At 69.7% G+C, this 19,397-nt stretch carries 19 protein-coding genes and 1 pseudogene; 8 read left to right on the forward strand and 12 right to left on the reverse strand.

Annotation, left to right across the window (positions count from 1 at the left end):
- Window positions 1-276: 276 nt before the first annotated feature.
- The 9 genes and pseudogenes from C4V41_RS62850 to C4V41_RS11505 all read right to left on the reverse strand — a co-directional run.
- Window positions 277-495: pseudogene (locus tag C4V41_RS62850) on the reverse strand (tRNA (guanosine(37)-N1)-methyltransferase TrmD); the annotation flags it as partial.
- The gene (gene rimM, locus C4V41_RS11470) at window positions 495-995 is read right to left on the reverse strand and encodes a ribosome maturation factor RimM (RefSeq protein ID WP_103955817.1); all 501 of its coding nucleotides are present in this window, start codon (window positions 993-995) and stop codon (window positions 495-497) included. The pseudogene C4V41_RS62850 and the gene rimM, both read right to left, overlap by 1 nt.
- A gap of 70 nt (window positions 996-1,065) precedes the next feature.
- Entirely contained in the window at window positions 1,066-1,311 is a 246-nt protein-coding gene (locus C4V41_RS11475; protein WP_043634919.1) for an RNA-binding protein, read from the reverse strand.
- Window position 1,312: 1 nt separating this feature from the next.
- Window positions 1,313-1,759 (reverse strand): 30S ribosomal protein S16, encoded by a 447-nt coding sequence (gene rpsP, locus C4V41_RS11480; protein ID WP_103955818.1) that lies wholly within the window; start codon window positions 1,757-1,759, stop codon window positions 1,313-1,315.
- Window positions 1,760-1,988: 229 nt separating this feature from the next.
- Window positions 1,989-3,536 (reverse strand): signal recognition particle protein, encoded by a 1,548-nt coding sequence (ffh, locus tag C4V41_RS11485; protein WP_103955819.1) that lies wholly within the window; start codon window positions 3,534-3,536, stop codon window positions 1,989-1,991.
- A 63-nt stretch (window positions 3,537-3,599) separates the two neighbouring features.
- The gene (locus tag C4V41_RS11490; protein WP_103955820.1) at window positions 3,600-4,160 is read right to left on the reverse strand and encodes a GTP-binding protein; all 561 of its coding nucleotides are present in this window, start codon (window positions 4,158-4,160) and stop codon (window positions 3,600-3,602) included.
- 7 nt (window positions 4,161-4,167) lie between these two features.
- Complete coding sequence (locus tag C4V41_RS11495; RefSeq protein ID WP_235030060.1) at window positions 4,168-4,584, reverse strand: DUF742 domain-containing protein; 417 nt, start codon at window positions 4,582-4,584, stop codon at window positions 4,168-4,170.
- A gap of 5 nt (window positions 4,585-4,589) precedes the next feature.
- Window positions 4,590-5,012, reverse strand: a complete 423-nt coding sequence (locus C4V41_RS11500) for a roadblock/LC7 domain-containing protein (protein ID WP_103955821.1) — start codon at window positions 5,010-5,012, stop codon at window positions 4,590-4,592.
- Complete coding sequence (locus C4V41_RS11505) at window positions 5,009-7,774, reverse strand: sensor histidine kinase (RefSeq protein ID WP_160150246.1); 2,766 nt, start codon at window positions 7,772-7,774, stop codon at window positions 5,009-5,011. The genes C4V41_RS11500 and C4V41_RS11505 overlap by 4 nt, the downstream gene beginning before the upstream one ends.
- 574 nt (window positions 7,775-8,348) lie before the next feature.
- On the opposite strand from C4V41_RS11505, the gene C4V41_RS11510 reads away from it, so the two are divergent.
- The 7 genes from C4V41_RS11510 (at window position 8,349) to C4V41_RS11540 (ending at window position 15,006) form a co-directional block, all read left to right on the forward strand.
- Window positions 8,349-9,296, forward strand: a complete 948-nt coding sequence (locus C4V41_RS11510) for an ABC transporter substrate-binding protein (RefSeq protein WP_160150247.1) — start codon at window positions 8,349-8,351, stop codon at window positions 9,294-9,296.
- Complete coding sequence (locus C4V41_RS11515) at window positions 9,293-10,102, forward strand: ABC transporter permease (protein WP_235030061.1); 810 nt, start codon at window positions 9,293-9,295, stop codon at window positions 10,100-10,102. The genes C4V41_RS11510 and C4V41_RS11515 overlap by 4 nt, the downstream gene beginning before the upstream one ends.
- Window positions 10,099-10,875: an ABC transporter permease gene (locus C4V41_RS11520; RefSeq protein ID WP_103956507.1), complete on the forward strand. Its 777-nt coding sequence runs from the start codon at window positions 10,099-10,101 to the stop codon at window positions 10,873-10,875. The genes C4V41_RS11515 and C4V41_RS11520 overlap by 4 nt, the downstream gene beginning before the upstream one ends.
- Before the next feature lie 14 nt (window positions 10,876-10,889).
- Window positions 10,890-12,338 carry a dihydroorotase gene (locus C4V41_RS11525; protein WP_103955825.1) on the forward strand — a complete coding sequence of 483 codons (1,449 nt, stop codon included), beginning with the start codon at window positions 10,890-10,892 and terminating at the stop codon, window positions 12,336-12,338.
- 126 nt (window positions 12,339-12,464) lie between these two features.
- Complete coding sequence (locus C4V41_RS11530; RefSeq protein WP_235030062.1) at window positions 12,465-13,460, forward strand: ABC transporter substrate-binding protein; 996 nt, start codon at window positions 12,465-12,467, stop codon at window positions 13,458-13,460.
- Window positions 13,460-14,233 (forward strand): ABC transporter permease, encoded by a 774-nt coding sequence (locus C4V41_RS11535; protein ID WP_103955826.1) that lies wholly within the window; start codon window positions 13,460-13,462, stop codon window positions 14,231-14,233. The genes C4V41_RS11530 and C4V41_RS11535 overlap by 1 nt, the downstream gene beginning before the upstream one ends.
- Window positions 14,230-15,006 (forward strand): ABC transporter permease, encoded by a 777-nt coding sequence (locus C4V41_RS11540; protein ID WP_103955827.1) that lies wholly within the window; start codon window positions 14,230-14,232, stop codon window positions 15,004-15,006. The genes C4V41_RS11535 and C4V41_RS11540 overlap by 4 nt, the downstream gene beginning before the upstream one ends.
- A gap of 109 nt (window positions 15,007-15,115) precedes the next feature.
- Here C4V41_RS11540 and C4V41_RS11545 read toward each other — a convergent pair whose 3' ends face one another.
- Genes C4V41_RS11545 through C4V41_RS11555 form a run of 3 tightly spaced genes read right to left on the reverse strand, consistent with a single transcriptional unit; the run spans window position 15,116 to window position 18,174 of the window.
- On the reverse strand, window positions 15,116-16,528 hold the full coding sequence (locus C4V41_RS11545; RefSeq protein WP_103955828.1) for an MmgE/PrpD family protein: 1,413 nt from the start codon (window positions 16,526-16,528) through the stop codon (window positions 15,116-15,118).
- Entirely contained in the window at window positions 16,521-17,351 is an 831-nt protein-coding gene (locus C4V41_RS11550; RefSeq protein WP_103955829.1) for a cyclase family protein, read from the reverse strand. Before C4V41_RS11550 ends, C4V41_RS11545 begins: the two co-directional genes overlap by 8 nt.
- A gap of 16 nt (window positions 17,352-17,367) precedes the next feature.
- Window positions 17,368-18,174, reverse strand: coding sequence for a class I SAM-dependent methyltransferase (locus C4V41_RS11555; RefSeq protein WP_160150248.1), 807 nt, complete (start codon window positions 18,172-18,174; stop codon window positions 17,368-17,370).
- Window positions 18,175-18,348: 174 nt separating this feature from the next.
- Here C4V41_RS11555 and C4V41_RS11560 point away from each other — a divergent pair, with 174 nt between their 5' ends.
- Window positions 18,349-19,347 carry a methyltransferase gene (locus C4V41_RS11560; RefSeq protein WP_103955831.1) on the forward strand — a complete coding sequence of 333 codons (999 nt, stop codon included), beginning with the start codon at window positions 18,349-18,351 and terminating at the stop codon, window positions 19,345-19,347.
- Window positions 19,348-19,397: the final 50 nt, after the last annotated feature.

The following is a 19,397-nucleotide window of genomic DNA, read 5'->3' on the forward strand; positions in this document are numbered from 1 at the left end:
TGTGACGGCGGTAGCAGCATCGGCCGCAGTGCCAGCGCCAGCGGAGGCCGTGGCGCCGACGCCGGTGGAAGGTCCAGTGGCAGCCCCGGCGGGGGCCGTGGTGGAAGGTCCGGCGGAGGCCCCGGTGGAGGGTCCAGCGGCAGCCCCGGCAGTGGCCGTGGTGGAAGGTCCGGCGGAGGCCCCGGTGGAGGCCCCAAAGTCGGGGCCGAAGCTAGGCGCGGGGGCGGTGCCGGAGCCAGGGGCGGGGGCAGCGCCGTTGGGGGTTGCCGTGCCGATCACGGTGTCGATGGCGTCGCCCCACACCTCGGGCTTCATGACCATGCCCGGCCCCCCGCCATAAGGGGTGTCGTCCACGGTCTTGTGGACGTCGTGGGCCCAGTCGCGCAGCTGGTGCACGCGTACGTCCAGAGTGCCCCGCTCCCGAGCCTTGCCGATCAGCGAAACGTCGAGCGGCGCGAAGTATTCGGGAAAGATCGAGATGATGTCGAGCCGCATCACAGCAGCCCTTCCGGCGGATCGACGACCAGCCGCCCCGCCTCCAGGTCCACCTCGGGCACCAGCGCCTTCACGAACGGGATCAGCGCCTGCTCCTGCCCCTTGCGCTTCACCACGAGAAGGTCCTGACCATGGTGAAGGATGTCGACCACCTCACCGACCGGCTCGCCGGAGACGGTCTCCACCGTCAGCCCCATGAGCTCGTGGTCGTGGAACTCGTCGGGGTCGTCGGAGGGCGCCACCTCGCCGGAGTCGATGACCAGCATCGTGCCGCGCAGCTCATCGGCCGCGTCGCGGTCGTGGATGCCCTCGAAGGAGACCAAGAGAACGCCTTTGTGCGAGCGGCGGCCCGCGATGACGAGCGGCCCCCTGCTTTCCGGGTCCGTGGCGATCGCCGCGCCGACCGCGAAGCGCAGCTCGGGATCGTCGGTGCGCACCTCCACGGTCACCTCACCGCGTACGCCGTGCGGACGACCTATCCGGCCGACGACCAGCTGCACGTGAACACAACCTTTCTCAACGCGGAGCGCCCCCATCGGAAGAGACCGATGAGGGCGCGCAAACCTGACGCTAACGGACCGCTTCGTGCAGGTCGAGCAGGTCGACCCGTACGTACTTCCCGTCGGCCAGGGCGTTCACGACCGTGCGCAGCGCCTTGGCGGTGCGCCCGCCGCGTCCGATGACCTTGCCCAGGTCCTCGGGGTGCACCCGGACCTCCAGGACGCGCCCGCTGCGAATGCGGCGTGCGCGGACCCGGACATCGTCTGGATGTTCGACGATGCCCTTAACGAGGTGCTCGAGAGCCTCCTCGAGCACGTCAGGCCTCGCCCTCGGCTGCCGGGGTCTCGGCGGGGGCCTCAGCGGCCTCTTCCTTCTTCTTGGCCCGCTTCGGCGTGGTGGCGGCCGTGCCGGTGTCGCCACCGGACAGCGCCTCCTTGGCCGCGGCCTCGTAGAGGGCGTGACGGTCGGGCGCGGGCTCAGCGACCTTCAGCGGCGCAGGGGCGGGCTCGCCCTTGAACTTCTGCCAGTCACCGGTGAGCTTGAGCAGCTTGAGCACGGGCTCGGTCGGCTGCGCGCCGACACCCAGCCAGTAAGCCGCGCGCTCGGCGTCGATCTCGATGCGCGAAGGGTCGTTCTTCGGGTGGTAGAGCCCGATCTCTTCGATCGCCCGGCCGTCCCGCTTGGTGCGGCTGTCGGCGACGACGATGCGGTACTGAGCGTTGCGGATCATGCCGAGCCGCTTGAGCTTGATCTTGACTGCCACTGGTGTGGTCTCTCCTGCATTCGAGCGTGGGTGAGCGGAATCTCGCCGAGTGGGGCACGACGGGACGACGCTCCAGGGACAGGCGCGTCCGGCGGGAGGTGAGAGGGCACCCGCCTGGTCACGATGTTCCAACATGTCATTGTGCCAGATCGATGGCACTGCCTACGACCTGACACGGCAGCGCGCCGCAAAGGCTCGGTAAGAGCCTTCACGGCACGCTGGAAAACCGCTAGTTCTGGCCGGGCAGGCGCAGCTTGGAGGGGTCGAAACCGGGCGGCAGCTCCATGCCCGGCGGCAGCTTGCCACCGAGGTTGCCGAGCACACCCCCCTGCTTGGGCGCCGCGGGCTCCTCCTCGGCGGCGGGCTTGCCCAGCGCAGCCTTGCGCGGGTCGCCGCTGACGCGCCGCCCCTTCTTCGCCTTCTTCTGCGCCTTGGCCGCCTTGCCGCGGCCCCCCGGCATGCCGGGGATGCCCATGCCGCCCGCCACCCGCTTCATCATCTTCTGCGCCTCGTAGAAGCGCGTGACGAGGTTGCTCACCGCGCTGACCGAGACACCGGAACCGGCGGCGATGCGGGCGCGGCGGGAGCCGTTGAGGATCTTCGGGTCCTGGCGCTCGGCGGGGGTCATCGAGCGGATGATGGCCGCGATGCGGTCGAGGTCGCGGTCGTCGATGGAGTTGAGCTGGTCGCGCATCTGGCCCATGCCGGGCATCATGCCGAGCAGGTTCTTGATGGGGCCCATCTTCTGGACCATCATCATCTGCTCGAGGAAGTCCTCGAGGGTGAAGTTTTCTCCCGACGTGAGCTTGCCGGCCATCTTGGCCGCCTGCTCCTCGTCGAACGTCTTCTGGGCCTGCTCGATCAGGGTGAGGATGTCACCCATGTCGAGGATGCGGGAGGCCATCCGGTCGGGGTGGAAGGCGTCGAAGTCTTCGAGCTTCTCGCCGGTGGAGGCGAACATGATCGGCCGGCCGGTGATGTGCCGGACCGACAGGGCCGCGCCACCGCGGGCGTCGCCGTCGAGCTTGGTCAGCACGACGCCGTCGAAGCCGACGCCCTCCATGAACGCCTGCGCCGTCGTGACGGCGTCCTGGCCGATCATGGCGTCGACCACGAACAGGACCTCGTCGGGCGAGACCGCGTCGCGGATGTCGGCGGCCTGCTTCATCATCTCCTGGTCGATGCCCAGGCGACCGGCGGTGTCGATGATGACGATGTCGTGCTGCAGGCGCCTGGCCTCGTCGATCGAGCGGCGGGCGACCTCGATGGGGTCGCCCACGCCGTTGCCCGGCTCGGGCGCGTAGACCGCGACCGCGGCGCGCTCGCCCATGACCTGGAGCTGCTGGACGGCGTTGGGCCGCTGCAGGTCGGCGGCGACCAGCATGGGCGCGTGGCCCTGCTCGCGCAGCCACCGGGCCAGCTTGCCCGCCAGCGTCGTCTTGCCGGCGCCCTGGAGGCCCGCCAGCATGAGGACGGTCGGCGGCGTCTTGGCCAGGCGGAGCCTGCGGGTCTCGCCGCCGAGGATGCCGATCAGCTCGTCATTGACGATCTTGACGACCTGCTGCGCCGGATTCAGCGCCTGGGACACCTCGGCGCCGCGGGCGCGCTCCTTGACCTGGGCGACGAACGCCTTGACCACCGGCAGCGCGACATCGGCCTCAAGCAGGGCGATGCGGATCTCACGGGTGGTGGCGTCGATGTCGGAATCGGACAGCCGCCCTTTGGCACGGAGGGAGGAGAAGACCGATGTCAACCGGTCGGATAGCGTCTCGAACACGTGGTTGGCCAGTCCTCGAAGCGAATGTACGTCGTCGTCTAAGACTCCAGCCTATCCGCTCCGCTAGCCGCTCCAGCCTGGCACGGCCATCCGAACCGTCAGCGCGTGCTCGACCAGGTGGATCAGCGCGCTCTTGACCGAGTCCTTCGACCGGGCGTCCAGGCGCACCATCGGGATGTGCGGCGCCAGGGTAAGGGCGTCGCGGACCTCGGCGTCGCTGTGGGCGTAGGAGCCGTCCCACCCGTTCACCCCCACGATGAACGGGAGCTGGGCCTCTTCGAAGTAGTCGATGGCGGGGAAGCTGTCGGCCAGGCGGCGGGTGTCCACGAGGACGACCGCGCCGATGGCACCCCGGACGAGGTCGTCCCACATGAACCAGAACCGGTGCTGGCCGGGGGTGCCGAACAGGTACAGGATCAGGTCGCGGTCGAGGGAGACCCGGCCGAAGTCCATGGCGACGGTCGTGGTCGACTTCAGCGGCGTCATGCCCAGGTCGTCGATGCCGGCGGAGGCGTCGGTCATGACGGCCTCCGTGGTCAACGGCATGATCTCCGACACCGCGCCGACGAACGTCGTCTTTCCCACGCCGAACCCGCCGGCGACCACGATCTTCGTCGAGGTCAAACCGGGGCTAGAGCCTGCGAAGTCCACTTAGCACCCTTTCCAGCAGGTTGACATCCGGCCTACCCGCTTCCAACTGCGGCTGGTGGACCCGTACCAGGCCCTCGGCCGCCATGTCAGCGATAAGAACACGCACCACGCCGAGCGGGATCCGCAGCAGGGCCGACACCTCGGCCACCGACCTGACCTGCAGGCAGAGCTGGCTGATCGCTTTGTACTCGGGCGTGATGTGGGAGAACTCCCGGTGCTCGGCCGTCGCCGAGGAGACCAGGGCCTCCATCGCCAGCTTGACCTTGGGCGCGGTCCGCCCGCCGGTGACGGCGTAAGGCCGTACCGGTGAGGCGGGGTCAGAGCTGGGTGGCGGAGGTGGCGGCGGCTCCCAGCCACCGCTGTTCCACCCGCCGCTGTTCCATCTGGGGTCTGTCACCTATATCACCTGGTCTGGCTGGCGCGTAGTTCCGCACGCACAGCCGGAGTCAGCACCTGACCGGCACGATCGACCATCAGCGTCATCTGGTACGCCACCAGGCCCATGTCACAGTCCGGCGCGGCCAGCACGGCGAGGCACGAGCCGTCGCTGATCGACATGATCAGCATGAGCCCGCGCTGCATCTCCACGATCGTCTGGTTGACCGCGCCGCCCTCGAACACCCTGGCCGCGCCCTGCGTCAGGCTCACCAGGCCCGACGCGATCGCGGCCAGCTGGTCGGCCCTGTCAGCGGGGAAGCCCGACGATGCCGCCAGCGGCAGCCCGTCGGACGAGACCACCACCGCGTGCGCGACGCCAGGGACCGTGCTGACGAAGTCGGTGATTAACCAATCCACCCCACGTGCCGATTGGCTCAGGTCGTTCATGCGCGCTCATCCCTGCTTTCAACACTTCTCGGACCGGAGGGGTACGTCCTGCCCTCGCTGATGTCGTCCCGTGCCGCCCTGAATCCCTGCTGGAAGCTCGAGAGCCGGCTGCGTACCCGGTCCGGCGAGACCGCCGGCATGGGTGCGACACCCTTCGGCGCCGAGACGGTGTCCGCCGATCCGGGCACCAGGTTGGCCTTGGGCACCCGCTTGGGCAGCCCGGCCGCCGTCGAGCCGTCACGTACCGGCTCCACCACCGCCTGGGCCGCGCTCCAGCCCGCGTCCGCCTTCGAGGAGCCCCACGTGGCCTCGCTCTCGCTGCCCTGCTCGAACCAGGCCGACTCGACCGAGGCGAAGATCGGCAGGTACTCGTCCCCTCCCGACGCGGGCTTGACCACGGGGATGGGGCCCGTCGCCGCGGACTCGGTCTCGGGCAGGTCGTACCGCGGCCGCCGCATCTCCGTTTCCGCCCAGCTCATGTCGGGGCGGTCGCCGGCCGGCGGGCCGCCCGTGGGGCGCTGGGGCAGGGAGGTGTTGCTCGACCAGGTGTTGGACGGCGAGTTCGTGCTGCCGGGGTTGCGCGAGGGCACCCACACGTCGGAGGTGTCGTAGCCACTGACGCCGCCACCACCACCGACGCCGCTACCGGCGCGCGGGTCGGACGGCCAGCCCGTGTCCATGCTGGGCTGGGAGGGGAAGGACGGGTGCCCTGGTCCCGGCCGGTACTCGCCGCCCCCGCCCCACTGGGGCATGGGGGGCGGCGGCACGGACGGCATCGAGGGCATGGAGGGCATCGACGGCATGGAGGGCTGGCCGGCGAAGCCGTCGGGGCCGCCCATTCCGTTGTTGCCCGGGGTCCCGTACGCCGGGGCCTGCGCCCCCAGCAGCGCTTCGGGCATCAGGACCATGGCGGTCAGGCCGCCGGTGCCATGCGGGCGCAACTGCACCCGTACGCCGTGGCGGTGCGCCAGACGGGCGACCACGAACAGGCCCATGCGGCGCGACACCGAGACGTCCACGCTGGGCGCGTCGATGAGGCGGTCGTTGGCCTGGACCAGTTCCTCGCCGGTCATGCCGATGCCGGAGTCGCTGATCGACAGCATCACGCCGCCGCCGTCGATCCGGCTGCCGGAGACCGTGACCCTGGTGTCGCGGGGCGAGAACGACAGGGCGTTCTCGACCAGCTCGGCGATGAGGTGGATGACGTCGTTGACGGCCTGTCCGGCCACCGCGACGCCGTCGGGCACCTGGAGCACGACGCGCTCGTAGTTCTCGACCTCGGACAGCGAGGCGCGGGCGACGTCGACCAGCTTGACGGGCTTGCTCCAGCGGCGCGGCGGTTCCTGACCGGCGAGGACCAGGAGGTTCTCACTGTTACGCCGCATACGGGTCGCCAGGTGGTCCAGCTTGAACAGGTTGCCGAGCCGCTGCTCGTCCTGCTCGCCCTGCTCCAGGCCGTCGATCAGGGTGATCTGCCGTTCGACCAGCGTCTGGCTGCGCCGCGACAGGTTCACGAACATCGCGTTGACGTTGCTGCGCAGGCGGGCTTCCTCGCCGGCCAGCCGGACCGCCTCGCGGTGGACCTCGTCGAACGCCCGCGCGACTTCACCGATCTCGTCGTTGGAGGCGACTCCGATGGGCTCGACCTCGACGTGGTCGCTGGAGGTCTCCGACTCGCGCAACTGGCGGACGGTGTCCGGCAGGCGGCGGCCGGCGATGAACAGGGCCTCCCTGCGCAGCCTGCGCAGCGGGCCGCTCAGCGAACGGGCCATGATGACGGTGACGAGCAGGACGAGGATGAGCAGGAGCACGATGGCGCCCGCCACGATCACGGCGCTCTGCTGCTCGGCGCCTTCCAGCGTGCGGCTGCGCAGCACGATGGCGTCGGCGGCCTGCTGCTCGACCTTGCGCATGCCGTCGATGGTCTCGGTGATGGCGTCGTACCAGGTCTCGCCGTCACGGGTGAGGCCGAGCTGACGGTCCGCGACCGGCAGGCCGCCGTCCTGAAGGATCAGGGCGCGCGCGGCGAGGATCTCGGCGCGGTCGACGGCCTTGCCGCTGACGGTGTCGTCGTACGCCTGGCGGAGCCCGAGGGGAACCTGGGCCCGGAAGGTGGACAGCTCACTGTTCTTCTGGGCGCGCGCGGCGATGAACGCGTCGAGGTCGTCCTTGCCGAAGCCCCGGGTCGCCAGGGCGGCGACGAGCAGGGCGCGCTGGGTGGAGACGTACTGCTTGGCCCGGGACAGGGCGGCGAAGCCGGCGACGTTCGCCGACAGCTCCTTGTCGACCGCGCCTTCGTCGATCTTGTCGTTGAGCGAGAGCAGGTCCGAGATGGACCGGTCGTACAGCTCGATGACGGAGTTGACGTCGAGCTGCGAGTCGATCGCGGTCTTACGCGAGGTCTCGAGCTCGTCGAGGCGGCTCTTGATGGGCAGGGCCTCGGCGGCGTGCGGGCCGTTGCTGGTCGTGAGGGCTTCGACGCCGCTCCTGACCTCGGTGACGAGCTTGTCGACGCGCTCGTACTGGGCCTTCACTTCCGTCGGGCTGCCACCCCGGCGGCCCTGGGCGACGTATCGGGCGCTGAGGTCGCGCTCCATCTCCATTTCGTGCGCGAGCTGGGTCAACTGGCTCGCCAGCACGGCGACCTCGTTGACCTGGGCGTACTCGCTGGCGGTGGTGATCGAGGTCGTGACGCGCAGGCCACCGAGCGCGAGCGCCGCGATGGTCGGGATGACGACCAGGACCACCAGCTTTGAGCGCACTCGCCAGTTGCGCAGGGAGAAGCGAGCCCCTGTCTTTCGCTTGCCGGCTTCCACTTTGCCCGGCATCGACGCCTGTGGCTTACGGGACGCATGTCGGGGGGCTTCTTCAGTTAAGCCCTGATCCCCGCCCACAGAGGGGACAACACTCTTCACTTGCCTCCGCAACCTCTCCTCGGATGGTCTGGTGCACGAAGATCACGTCATGCCGGTGGTTGCCGAGTGACGCCGACGCACCCTTGGGGCGAGAGCTAATTGGAGCACATCAACAGGAGATCGGCCAATAGCGCAAAGATCACAGTCGACCTACAACCCGGCAAATAGCCCAAATCACAACACCTGTTTCAATGGCCAGAAGTCAAGAGGTTGTGACCCTAGATATTCGGACAAAAGTAACATATCGCTATATATCGCCATATATCTCGTTAATTTCCGATGTACTTGCTGCGGTGGGCCGGGCCGCCTGCGCTAGGGTGCCAGCGTCGCTGAACACTTCGTTCGCACTTCACTCCCCCCGGTTCAAAGGAGATCCGCAATGCGGTTCGGTGCATTAGGGCGCACGGCCTTGCTTGGGCTCGTGGCCACCCTCGTCATCACGGGGTGTTCGAGCTCGGGCGACCCGGCATCCACGTCAGGCGCGGCCTCCGGCATGAAGACCGACCTGCTGATCGGCCAGTATCCCGGCGCGGACTCCGCTCCGCTGTTCATCGCCATGGAGCGCGGCTTCTTCAAGGAAGAGGGCCTCAACGTCAAGCAGGAGCCGATCCAGGCTCCGCAGGCGGTTCTGCCCAAGCTCTCCAACGGCACCATGGACGTCGTCCTCGGCAGCTACGCCACCATCCTGACGATCCAGGAGGCGGGCACCGAGAAGTTCAAGTACATCGCCGACTCCTACCAGGGTGCGGCGGGTGCGTTCGGCATCATGGTGAAGAAGGACTCGCCGATCAAGGATGTCGTCGGCCTCAAGGGCAAGAAGATCGGCGTCAACGCGCTGGCCGGTCTGGGCGTCCTCACCATGAACCCGCACATGAAGATCGCGGGTATCGACCCCACCAAGGACATCAAGTACGTCGAGGTCCCGACGACCAACTGGCTCTCCTCGCTCGACAAGGGTGACGTGGACGCCGTGTGGATGACGGACCCGTACGTCAGCCAGGCCAAGAAGGAGCTCGGCGCGACGATGCTCCTCGACACCATGTCGGGCCCGACCGACGGTCTGCCGATCACCGGCTGGGCCGCCACCGAGAAGTGGGTCGGCGAGAACCCCAAGACGCTCGCCGCCTTCCAGCGCGCCATGGCCAAGGCCCAGAACATCGCGGCCACCGACCGCGCCGCCGTGACCAAGGTCCTGCCGACCTTCACCAAGATCCCGGCCGAGACCGCCGCCACCATCAACCTGGGCGCCTACCCCACCACGCTGAGCGCCCAGCGCATCCAGCGCGTCGCCGACCTCATGCTCGACGCCGGCATGCTCAAGCAGAAGATAGACGTCAACTCCATGATTTACGCCACCCCTCAGGGATGATGGGCACAATCACCGCAACGCGGCGCGAGCGGACTCCGCTCGCCCGCGCCAAGCTGATCAAGCTAGCCCGCCACGCCACCGGCGTGGCGGGTTTTCTGCTCGCCTGGCAGTTCCTCGGAATGTCGGGCCTGGTCAAATGGCTGCCGCCGGCCGCGGACACGCTGGTCAGAGCCGTGACGCTGGCCGTCGACCCGACCTTCCTCGACGACCTGCGGGGCACGCTCACCGCCGCGGCCATCGGCCTGCCCCTCGCCGTGCTGGTCGCCGTACCTCTCGGCCTGCTTTTGGGAACGGTCCCAGTCGTCGAGGAGATGACCCGGGTCTTCGTGGAGTTCCTGCGGCCGATCCCCTCGGTGGCGCTGATTCCGCTGGCCCTGTTCTTCTTCCAGCCGGAGATCAACGCCAAGGTCGCGCTCATCGTCTTCGCCGCCTCATGGCCGATCCTCATCAACACGCTGTACGGCGTGCGCGACGTGGACCCGCTGGGCAAGGAGACGCTGCGCTCGTTCGGCTTCGGGCCAGGCGCGGTCATCTGGCGGGTCTCCCTGCCGAGCGCCGCCCCCTTCATCGCCACGGGAGTGCGGCTCGCCGCCTCCATCACGCTCATCCTGGCCATCAGCGTCGAGTACATCGTGGGCGGTTCCAGCGGCATCGGCGGCTTCCTCATCGAGGCGAGCACCGGCGTCGGCGCCGACGCGATGATCGACGTCATCGCGGCCATGCTGTGGGCCGGCGCGATCGGTCTCGTCGTCAACACCGTTCTCGTACGCGCCGAACGGCGTCTCTTCAAGTGGCGGACGACATGATCCGTACCCTCATCAAGCGGCTCTGGCTGGTTCCCGTCGTCCTGGGCGCCTGGGAGCTGACCGCACGGTCCGCGGACAGCCCGTACCTTCCCGGCCCAACCAAGATCCTGGCTCGTGCGTACGAGAAGTGGTTCTCCGGGCCCTACATCCTCACCGACGAGGCCATCGACAACTTCGTCCCCAGCCTGCTCAGGGTGAGCGGGGCCTGGTGCCTGGCCGTGATCGTGGGCGTCTCACTGGGCATCGCGCTCGGCAGGACCGCCTGGCTGGCGGACTTCATCTCGCCGCTGATCGAGTTCGGCCGGGCGGTGCCGCCGCCCGCCATGCTCCCGGTCTTCCTCGTGCTCTTCACGATGGGCACGCAGGTCCAGGTCGCGACCATCGTCTTCGGCATCGTCTGGCCGATCCTGCTCAACTCGATCGACGGCGCGCGCAGCGTCGACCATCTGAAGATCGAGACGGCGACCGTCTTCGGGGTGCCCGCGCGCCTCCGGTTCACCCGGATCATCCTGCCCGCGGCCTCGCCGAAGATCTTCGCCGGTCTGCGCCTGAGCGTCTCGCTGGCGCTGATCCTGATGATCATCTCGGAGCTCAAGGGCAGCACCGAGGGGATCGGCTACCTCCTCAACCTGGCCAGCAACAACGCCGACATGCCGGCCATCTGGGCCGGCGTCCTGGTGCTCGGCGTGCTCGGCTTCACCCTCAACACCCTGTTCCTCATGGTGGAGCGGCGTGTGCTCGCCTGGCACCGCGACGCCCACCGCCTCGCTTAGGAGAGTTCACCCCTGTGACCGAGCTGTTGCTGAAGAACGTGAAGGTCGTCACCCACGACCGGGACGAGCCCGTGGACGCGGACATCGCCATCGAGGACGGTCGTATCGTCCGGGTCGAGCCGGGGTTGTCCGCAGCAGGCGAGGTGATCGACGGGGGTGGCAAGCTGGCCTTCCCCGGGGTCGTGGACGCCCATCAGCACTGGGGCATCTACAACCCGCTGCCCGAGGACACCGGGTCGGAGAGCCGGGCCAGCGCCCAGGGCGGCGTCACGACCGCGCTCACGTACATGCGGACCGGCCAGTACTACCTCAACAAGGGCGGCCCCTACGCGGAGTTCTTCCCCGAGGTGCTCCAGCAGGCCGAGGGCAGGGCCTACATCGACTACGGGTTCCACCTGGCGCCCATGTCGAGCGGGCACATCGATGAGCTGCCCGACCTGGTCGAGCGGTTCGGCGTCGCGTCGTTCAAGATCTTCATGTTCTACGGCGGGCACGGGCTGCACGGGCGCTCCGACGACCAGAGCTCATTCCTCATGCTGCCCGAGGGCGAGCGCTACGACTACGCGCACTTCGAGTTCGTGATGCGGGGCGTCCAGGCGGCCAGGGAGCGCCTGCCCGAGCTGGCGAACGAGATCTCGCTGTCGCTGCACTGCGAGACGGCCGAGATCATGACCGCCTACACCAAGCTCGTCGAGGACGCCGGCGACCTGAGCGGGCTGGCCGCCTACAGCGCCTCCCGTCCGCCGCACTCGGAGGGGCTGGCCGTCTTCATCGCCTCCTATCTCGCCCACGAGACGGGGCTGGCGAACGTCAACCTGCTCCACCTGTCCTCCCGCAAGGCCATGGACGCGGCCGTCCGCATGGCGGCGACGTTCCCGCACATCGACTTCCGCCGTGAGGTCACGATCGGGCATCTCCTTGCCGACGTGGACACGGCCAGCGGCCTCGGCGGCAAGGTGAACCCGCCGATCCGGCCGCGCGAGGACGTCGAGGCCCTGTGGGAGTACGTGTTCGACGGCACGGTCGACTGGGTCGTCAGCGACCACGCCTGCTGCCGTGACGAGCTCAAGTTCGGCACCCCGCGCGACAACGTCTTCCTGGCGAAGTCCGGGTTCGGCGGCGCCGAATACCTGCTGCCCGGCCTGGTCACCGAGGGCCGCCGCAGGGGCCTGCCGTACGGCCGCATCGCCGCGCTGACCTCGTGGAACCCGGCCCAGCGGTTCGGCCTGCGCTCCAAGGGCACGATCGCCCCCGGTTTCGACGCCGACATCTGCCTGGTCGACCCCGCGCACACCTGGACGGTGCGGGCCCAGGACTCGGAGTCGACGCAGGAGTACACGCCGTTCGAGGGATTCGAGCTGACCGCCAAGGTCACGGACACGTTCGTGCGCGGCAACCACGTCCTCGAGGCCGGCAAGATCGTGGGTTCGCCCGTCGGCCGGTATCTGCGCAGACCCGCCTAAAACACGCAGCGCGACGCCACTGGGCCTGCGGCGTCGCGCTGCGAAGTCGATCATTCCTCCGGTACGCTCCCGCCCAGTGACGAAGGTCTCTCCAAGAAGCCTTCCGCCCCCCTGGTAGGAGAACAGATGACCCGCAAGCTATCCCGTCGGGCTCTCGCCCTCGGACTCGCCGCCTCTCTCGGACTCGCCGGCTGCGGCAGCGGCGGTGGCACGAGCGAAACCACCGCACCCACCGCCCCCGGCGGCAACGGGCTGGAGAAGACCACCATCAAGGTCGGCGCCCTGCCCATCCCCGACCCCGTGTCGCTCTACATCGCCAACGCCAAGGGCTTCTTCAAGGAAGAGGGCCTGACGGTCGAGCCAGTCACCATCACCGGCGGTGCCGCCGCATTACCGCAGATAGAGAGCGGCGCGCTGGACATCTCGCAGACCAACTACGTTTCGACGTTCCTGGCCGTGAGCACGGGCAAGAAGATCAAGATCGTCGCCGACATGTACCAGGCGGCGCCCAACACCTTCAACATCCTGGTCCCGAAGGACTCCCCCATCAAGACGGTGGCGGATCTGAAGGGGAAGACGGTGCTGGTCAACAACCTGCGCAACATCGCCACGCTGGCGGTGACGTCCCAGCTCAAGGCCGCCGGGCTCACCGAGACCGACGTCAAGTTCGCCGAGAAGCCGTTCCCCGAGATGGGCAACGCGATCAAGTCGGGTCAGGCGGACGCGGGCTGGATCACCGAGCCGTTCATCACCGCCAACCAGAACGCGCTCGGCTTCCGCTCGATCGCCGACACGATGACGGGGCCGACGGCCGACCTGTCCATCGCGGGCTGGATGGCCACGGAGGGCTGGGCCAAGGAGAACCCGAAGACGCTGGCCGCCTTCCAGCGGGCGATCGCCAAGGCGCAGGCGCTCGCGTCGGGTGACAGGAAAGAGATCGAGGCGATGCTGCCGACGTACACGAAGATCGACGCCAAGACCGCGTCGGCGATCACCCTGGGCGCCTACCCGAGCACGCTGGACGCGGCGCGGCTGCAGAAGGTGGCCGACCTGATGCTCGAGTACAAGTACATCCCCCAGGCGATCGACGCGAAGTCGATCATCGCTACCAGCGCCGGCTGATGACGGGTGCCCGAATACTCCGCGGCGCCGTCGGCGTCGCGGGGTTCCTCCTCGCGGGTGAGCTGGTCATCCGCTTCGGTATGAGCGAGGACCTCGTCTTTCCCACGCCGTCCGAGGTCCTCGGCCAGGTCGTGGGGCTCCCGGCGGACCCCGAGTTCCTGTCGGGCGTCGTCGCGACGCTGTCGAACTGGGCGCTCGGCCTGCTGATCGCGACCGTGGTGGCGGTGCCCGTGGGCGTGCTGCTCGGCGCGCTGCCTCCGGTGGAACGGGCCATCAGGCCGGTGCTGGAGTTCATGCGCCCGATCCCGTCGGTGGCGATCATCCCGCTGGCGATCCTGCTGATCCCGGTGGACGAGCTGATGAAGGTCTCGGTCATCGTGTACGCCTCCATCTGGCCGATCCTGATCAACACCCTGTACGGCATGCACGACGTGGACCCCATGGCCAAGGAGACCCTGCGCTCCTTCGGCTTCGGCCCCCTGACCGTGCTCGCCAGGGTGAGCCTGCCCAGCGCCGCCCCGTTCGTCGCCACCGGCGTCCGGATCGCCGCGGGTGTCGCGCTCGTCCTGGCCGTCAGCGCCGAACTGGTCGCCGGTGGCGCCGCCGGCATCGGCGTGTACGTCAACGTGGCCAGCAGCGGCAACCGGATGGACCTCATGATGGCCGCCACGTGCTGGGCCGGGATCGTCGGCGTGGCCGCGAACCTGGCGCTGCTGGCCGGCGAGCGCCGGCTCTTCCACTGGCACCGGGTGCGGACGGGGGCCGCTCGATGAAGCTCCTCCTCAGGATCCTGGTGATCCCGATCGTGCTCGCCGCCTGGGAGCTGATCGCCCGCGCGGTCGGGGACACCGACTTCCCGCCGCCCACGACGATCGTCGCCCGCATGTACGAGCTGTGGTTCTCCGGCCCCGCGAGCCGGGTGTTCCTCACCGATGACGCGATCGACAATCTCCTGCCCAGCCTCGGCCGCATGTTCGGCGGCTGGATCCTGGCCGCCGTGATCGGCGTCGTGGCGGGGTTGCTGCTCGGGCGCTCGCGCACGGCGACCGACTACGTGGACCCGCTGATCGAGTTCGGGCGCTCCATCCCGCCGCCGCTGCTGCTGCCGGTGTTCCTGGTGCTGTTCCCGAAGGCCCTGACCATGCAGTTGGCCACGATCGTGTTCGGCGTGATCTGGCCGGTGCTGCTCAACTCGATCGACGGGGCCAGGGCGGTGGACCGGACCTATACGGAGACGGCCGTCGTGTTCAACCTGTCGCGGGCGCAGCGGCTGCGCGTGGTCGTGCTGCCCGCCGCCTCGCCGAAGATCTTCGCCGGGCTGCGGCTGAGCCTGTCGCTGGCGCTGATCCTCATGGTGATCACCGAGCTGATCGGTGGCACCGACGGCATCGGCTACCAGTTGCTGCAGGCCCAGCGCAGCTTCGACGGCGCCGGGGTGTGGGCCGCGATCGCGCTGCTCGGCGTGCTCGGCTACGTCGTGAACTCGCTGTTCGTGCTGGCCGAACGACGCGTCCTGGTGTGGCACCGGCAGTCCGGGCGCGGCTGAGTCCTCAGCCGCCGGACCTTCAGTGGCTGGGCCCTCAGCCGCCGGGCCCTCAGCCGCCGGGCCTTCAGCCGCTGGGCCCTCAGCGGCTGGGTCTTCAGCGGCTGGGTCTTCAGTCGAAGGTCGCGACCAGGCGGAGCAGTTCGCCCAGGCCGGCCAGCTCGTCCAGCCGGGCCACCCGGTCGGTCACCGCGTCGGCGGTGGCGTCCGAGAGCCGGCCGGCCGTGTTGTCGCGGAACTTCAGCGCCAGTTCCGCCGCCGACAGCGGCCGCGCCGGACCGCCCCGGTTGGCGAGCACCTCCTGCGTCCACTCGCGGCCGTCGAGGTCGCGGGCCCGCAGCACGGCGGGGAACTGGTGCGGGAAGATCTCCGTCGCCCGGTCGTCGGGCACCACGTCCACCTTGGCCATCAGCTCGCGCCGAACGGGGTCGCGGGCCAGGTCGTCGGTGAAGTCGCCCAGCCCCACACCCAGCCCGCCGCCGCCGAGCAGCCCGGCCACCACCGCGTACGGCCCGCTGAACTGGGCCTGATACCCCGTCTCCGGTGCGCGCTTGGCCTCGATCGGCTGCCCGATGGTCCGGATGACCGGAGTGGGGACGCCCAGCGTCAAACTCTCGACACGGGCGGGGTCCAGGCCCTGCTCGCGCAGCCCCATCGCGGCGTCGATGGCCGCGTGGGTGAAGTGGTTGGCGGGGTAGGGCTTGAAGAAGATCCCGGGCACGGCCCACTCCGTGCCGAGGTTCCTGGTGATCTCGTCAGCGGCGTAGCGGCCGTGCAGGAACGCCTCGAAGAAGCCGAACCGGCCCTCCAGCACGGTCGGCGGCCCGGTGAAACCGCGCCTGACCAGGTCGGCCGCCGTCACCGCCGAGTGCGCGGCCCATCCGCAGTGCAGCCGCTTGACCGTGCCGCCCGTGCGGTTGCCCTCGATGATGCCCGCGGCCGTGGAGGCGGCCAGGCCGAGCACGTCGAGCACGCCGTCGCCGGACTCGCCGAGCAGCAGGGCCGCCGCGACGGCGCCGCCCATGGTGCCGCAGATCGAGGTGGCGTGCTGGCCGTGCTCGAAGAAGATCGAGTTGCCGGCCTCGGAGTCGTAGCCGGCCATGCCCAGCCGTACGCAGACCTCCAGCCCGACCGCGATCGCGCGGATCGTGTCGCGCCCTGAGGCGCCGGCGAGCTCGGCGGCGGCGAGCGCGGCCGGGATGACCGGGGCGCTCGGGTGCAGCACCGAGGGCAGGTGGGTGTCGTCGTAGTCGAGGGAGTGGGCGAGCACGCCGTTGGCCAGCGCGGCCAGCGCGGCGGGCACGGGCGCGCCACCGCCGACGATGTGCGCCTGCGGGCGGCCGCCCTGGTCGAGGACGTAGTCCAGGATGCTCGCGCTGGTCGGCAACCGGTGCGCGGCCACGCAGAGGCCGATCACGTCGAGCACCCGCTTGCGCACGCTGTCGACGACCGCGGCCGGCAGCGTGTCGTAGGAGGTGTCCACCGCGAAGTCGGCCAGCTCACGGCCGAGGGTGCGCTCAGCCATGGGACACCAGCGCCAGCGGCCGTACGGGAGAGCCGGTCGCGCCGAAGAGCGGCAGCGGCGACAGAACGAAGGTGAACTCGTGGACGCCCGCGGCGGCGAGTCCGTCCAGGTCCATCGCCTCGATGAGGTAGATGCCCGACTCCACCAGCAGCACCCGGTGCGCGGGCAGCACGCTGTGCCCCTGACCTGGGGCCAGGCACTCGAAGGCGATGGTGTCGGCGCCCGCCGCGTGCGGGGCGCGCCCGGCCAGCCATCGGGCGCCGGCCTCCCCCACCCCCGGTACGCCCGACGCGCCGCCGATGTAGACCTCGCGGTCGGGGTCGGCGAAGTGGCGGCCCCAGCCGCTGCGGACCAGGATGACGTCTCCCGGCTCGGGCTCGACGCCCTGCCGCCGCACGGTCGCGTCGAGGTCGGCCGGGGTGATCTCGTAGGCCGGCGCGCAGCACTCCACGCCGAGCGTGGCGGGCACGTCGAGCAGCACACCGCGGCGGACGATCGGCGCGATCGTGTGCACGCCGAGCTCGGGATAGACCCCGCCCTCGCAGGCTTCGGCCGCGTCGGCGCCGCCGTGCAGCCGGCCGTCGTGGGACACGTGGGCCAGCGCGTCGATGTGCGTGCCGACATGGGTGCCCATGAAGATCAGGTCGTTGGCGGCCGACCCCCCGTCGGGACGGACCTTGTCGCCGTGCCGGCGCGGCAGGGTGTGCGTGTAGGCCGGATGGTTCGGCGACTGCGGCATGCCCGCATAAAGCGGCCTGCCCAGGTCGTAGGTCGTCACGCCGCCGCGTACGGCGTCGAGCAGGGGGTCGTTCGTGGCGCTCATGTCCCTCTTGTCTCTCTTACAACCGGCCTGTGGCGTAGCGTACGGTGCGCTCCAGAACGAAGGGCTCCTGGGGTAGCGACGCCTCCAGAGCCGCCCTGGCCTCGGGCCGCAATGGTTCGGGGATGGTCTCCAGCGCCGCCCTGCGGGCCGCCGACCAGAGCCAGTCCCACACCTGACCCGCCTCGACGGTCACCTCGAACACCACGTCGGCGCAGCCGGCCTCGCGCAGACCGCCCTCTTCGAGCAGCCGGGTCAGCTCCTCGGGCCCGCCGAGCGTGTGCTGGAACGGGGCGCTGCCCGCGTCCGACGCGTACGGCTCCAGCGCCCGCCCCACCAACCCGAGCAGCTCGGCCTCGGCCGGGCTCGACCTGACCAGCAGACTGGCCGCCAGCCGGCCGCCGGGCCGCAGCAGCCCGGCCATGGACCTGACGGCGGCCGCCGGGTCGGGCAGGAAGTACAGCATCATCCCGGCCAGCACGACGTCGAACCGCTCACCCGGCAGCAGCTCCTCGGCCCGCTCCGCGTCGCCCAGCAGGACCGTCGCCTGGCCCAGGCCGTGGCGCTCGATCTCGGCGGCGGCGGCCATCACCATGCCCGGCGCGAGGTCCAGCCCGACGACCCGGCCGGTGGGTCCGACGGCCTGGGCCGCGGGGACGAGCGAGGCGCCGGTCCCGCAACCGGCGTCCAGCACGTGCTCGCCCGGCGCGGGCGCGGCCCGGCGGACCAGCTCGGCGGCGACAGGGCCGAAGAAGGGCACACCGACGCGCTCGTACGTGCCTGCCGCGCGGTCGAACAGGCCGGCCATGTACTCCTTGGACTTCATCAGGCTCCTCGCGGTGGGTCCGATGATCAGATGAGTTCGAGCTGAGCCTGCCATGAAAGGAGCGCAACGGGCAAAGGGTCATAATGATCACCGCACCCTTCGATGGCGACGGCCTGTGGGCTACGATCACGCTTGCCGTGTGCTCGTCCCGCAGGTGATTCCCTGGAAGGACATATGCCGGATTCCGCTGAGCTCCTCTGGGGAGCCGTAGGCGACATCTCCCGTTTCGCGGCCCTGCTCACCATGGCCGAACTGGGCCTGGCCGACCACCTCGCGCATGAGCCGCTCGACCTGGGCGAGCTGGCGTCGCGGTGCGGGGCGCACGCGCCCTCGCTGCGCCGGGTGCTGCGCGAGCTGGCCGCGATGGGGCTGGTCAGAGAGGCGGAGGCGTACGAGCTGACCGAGAAGGGGGCGGCGCTGCGCTCGGACGCGCCCGACTCCGTGCGCTCGTCGATCCGCATGCTCGGCGAGGAGGGCTTCTGGTACGCCATGGGCATGCTCCCCGCCACGGTCCGCGACGGCGGCTCGGCGTTCGTCAAACGCTACGGACATCTGTACGACCATCTGGCCGCGAACCCCGCACTGAGCGGCATGTTCAACGACTACATGAGCAACCGGGCCGTGCCGATCACCGAGGGCCTGGTCACCCGCCACGACTTCACCACCACCACGACCCTGGTCGACGTGGCCGGCGGCCAGGGCCACATCCTGGCCACGGTCCTGCGCGCCAACCCGCACATGCGCGGCATCCTGTTCGACCTGGAACACGTGACCGAGGGCGCCAGGCGGACGCTGGCCGCCGAAGGGCTGACCGGCCGGGCCGAGGTCGTCGCGGGCGACTTCTTCTCCGGGGTCCCGGCCGGCGGTGACGCCTACCTGCTGGCCAGCGTCCTGCACAACTGGGACGACGAGGACGCCGTCACGATCCTGCGCAACATCCGCGAGGCCATGAACCCCGCGGGCCGCGTCCTGGTGCTCGAAATGGTGCTGCCCGACGGCGATGAGCCGCACCTGGGCAAGGACATCGACCTGCGGATGCTGGCCTTCTTCGACGGCGGCACCGAGCGCGGCCTGGCCGAGTACGCCGCCCTGCTCGACCGGGCGGGGCTGGCGCTGTCCGGCGTCGTCGAGCTCGGCTCCGGCGCGAGCCTCATCGAGGCCGGGCGCCGTTGATCCCCACTCTCCTGAGAGAAAGGCGATGGCGATGAAGCCGGCCAGAATCA

The sequence above is a fragment of the Nonomuraea solani genome, from assembly GCF_900108335.1.
Taxonomy (GTDB): domain Bacteria; phylum Actinomycetota; class Actinomycetes; order Streptosporangiales; family Streptosporangiaceae; genus Nonomuraea; species Nonomuraea solani.

Excerpts from the sequence above, each read along its gene's own strand:
- C4V41_RS11500 (WP_103955821.1), bottom strand. The coding sequence starts at position 5,012 with ATGAACGACCTGAGCCAATCGGCACGTGGGGTGGATTGGTTAATCACC.
- C4V41_RS11515 (WP_235030061.1), top strand. The coding sequence starts at position 9,293 with ATGATGGGCACAATCACCGCAACGCGGCGCGAGCGGACTCCGCTCGCC.
- C4V41_RS11520 (WP_103956507.1), top strand. The coding sequence starts at position 10,099 with ATGATCCGTACCCTCATCAAGCGGCTCTGGCTGGTTCCCGTCGTCCTG.
- C4V41_RS11530 (WP_235030062.1), top strand. The coding sequence starts at position 12,465 with ATGACCCGCAAGCTATCCCGTCGGGCTCTCGCCCTCGGACTCGCCGCC.
- C4V41_RS11535 (WP_103955826.1), top strand. The coding sequence starts at position 13,460 with ATGACGGGTGCCCGAATACTCCGCGGCGCCGTCGGCGTCGCGGGGTTC.
- C4V41_RS11540 (WP_103955827.1), top strand. The coding sequence starts at position 14,230 with ATGAAGCTCCTCCTCAGGATCCTGGTGATCCCGATCGTGCTCGCCGCC.
- C4V41_RS11545 (WP_103955828.1), bottom strand. The coding sequence starts at position 16,528 with ATGGCTGAGCGCACCCTCGGCCGTGAGCTGGCCGACTTCGCGGTGGAC.
- C4V41_RS11550 (WP_103955829.1), bottom strand. The coding sequence starts at position 17,351 with ATGAGCGCCACGAACGACCCCCTGCTCGACGCCGTACGCGGCGGCGTG.
- C4V41_RS11555 (WP_160150248.1), bottom strand. The coding sequence starts at position 18,174 with ATGAAGTCCAAGGAGTACATGGCCGGCCTGTTCGACCGCGCGGCAGGC.
- C4V41_RS11560 (WP_103955831.1), top strand. The coding sequence starts at position 18,349 with ATGCCGGATTCCGCTGAGCTCCTCTGGGGAGCCGTAGGCGACATCTCC.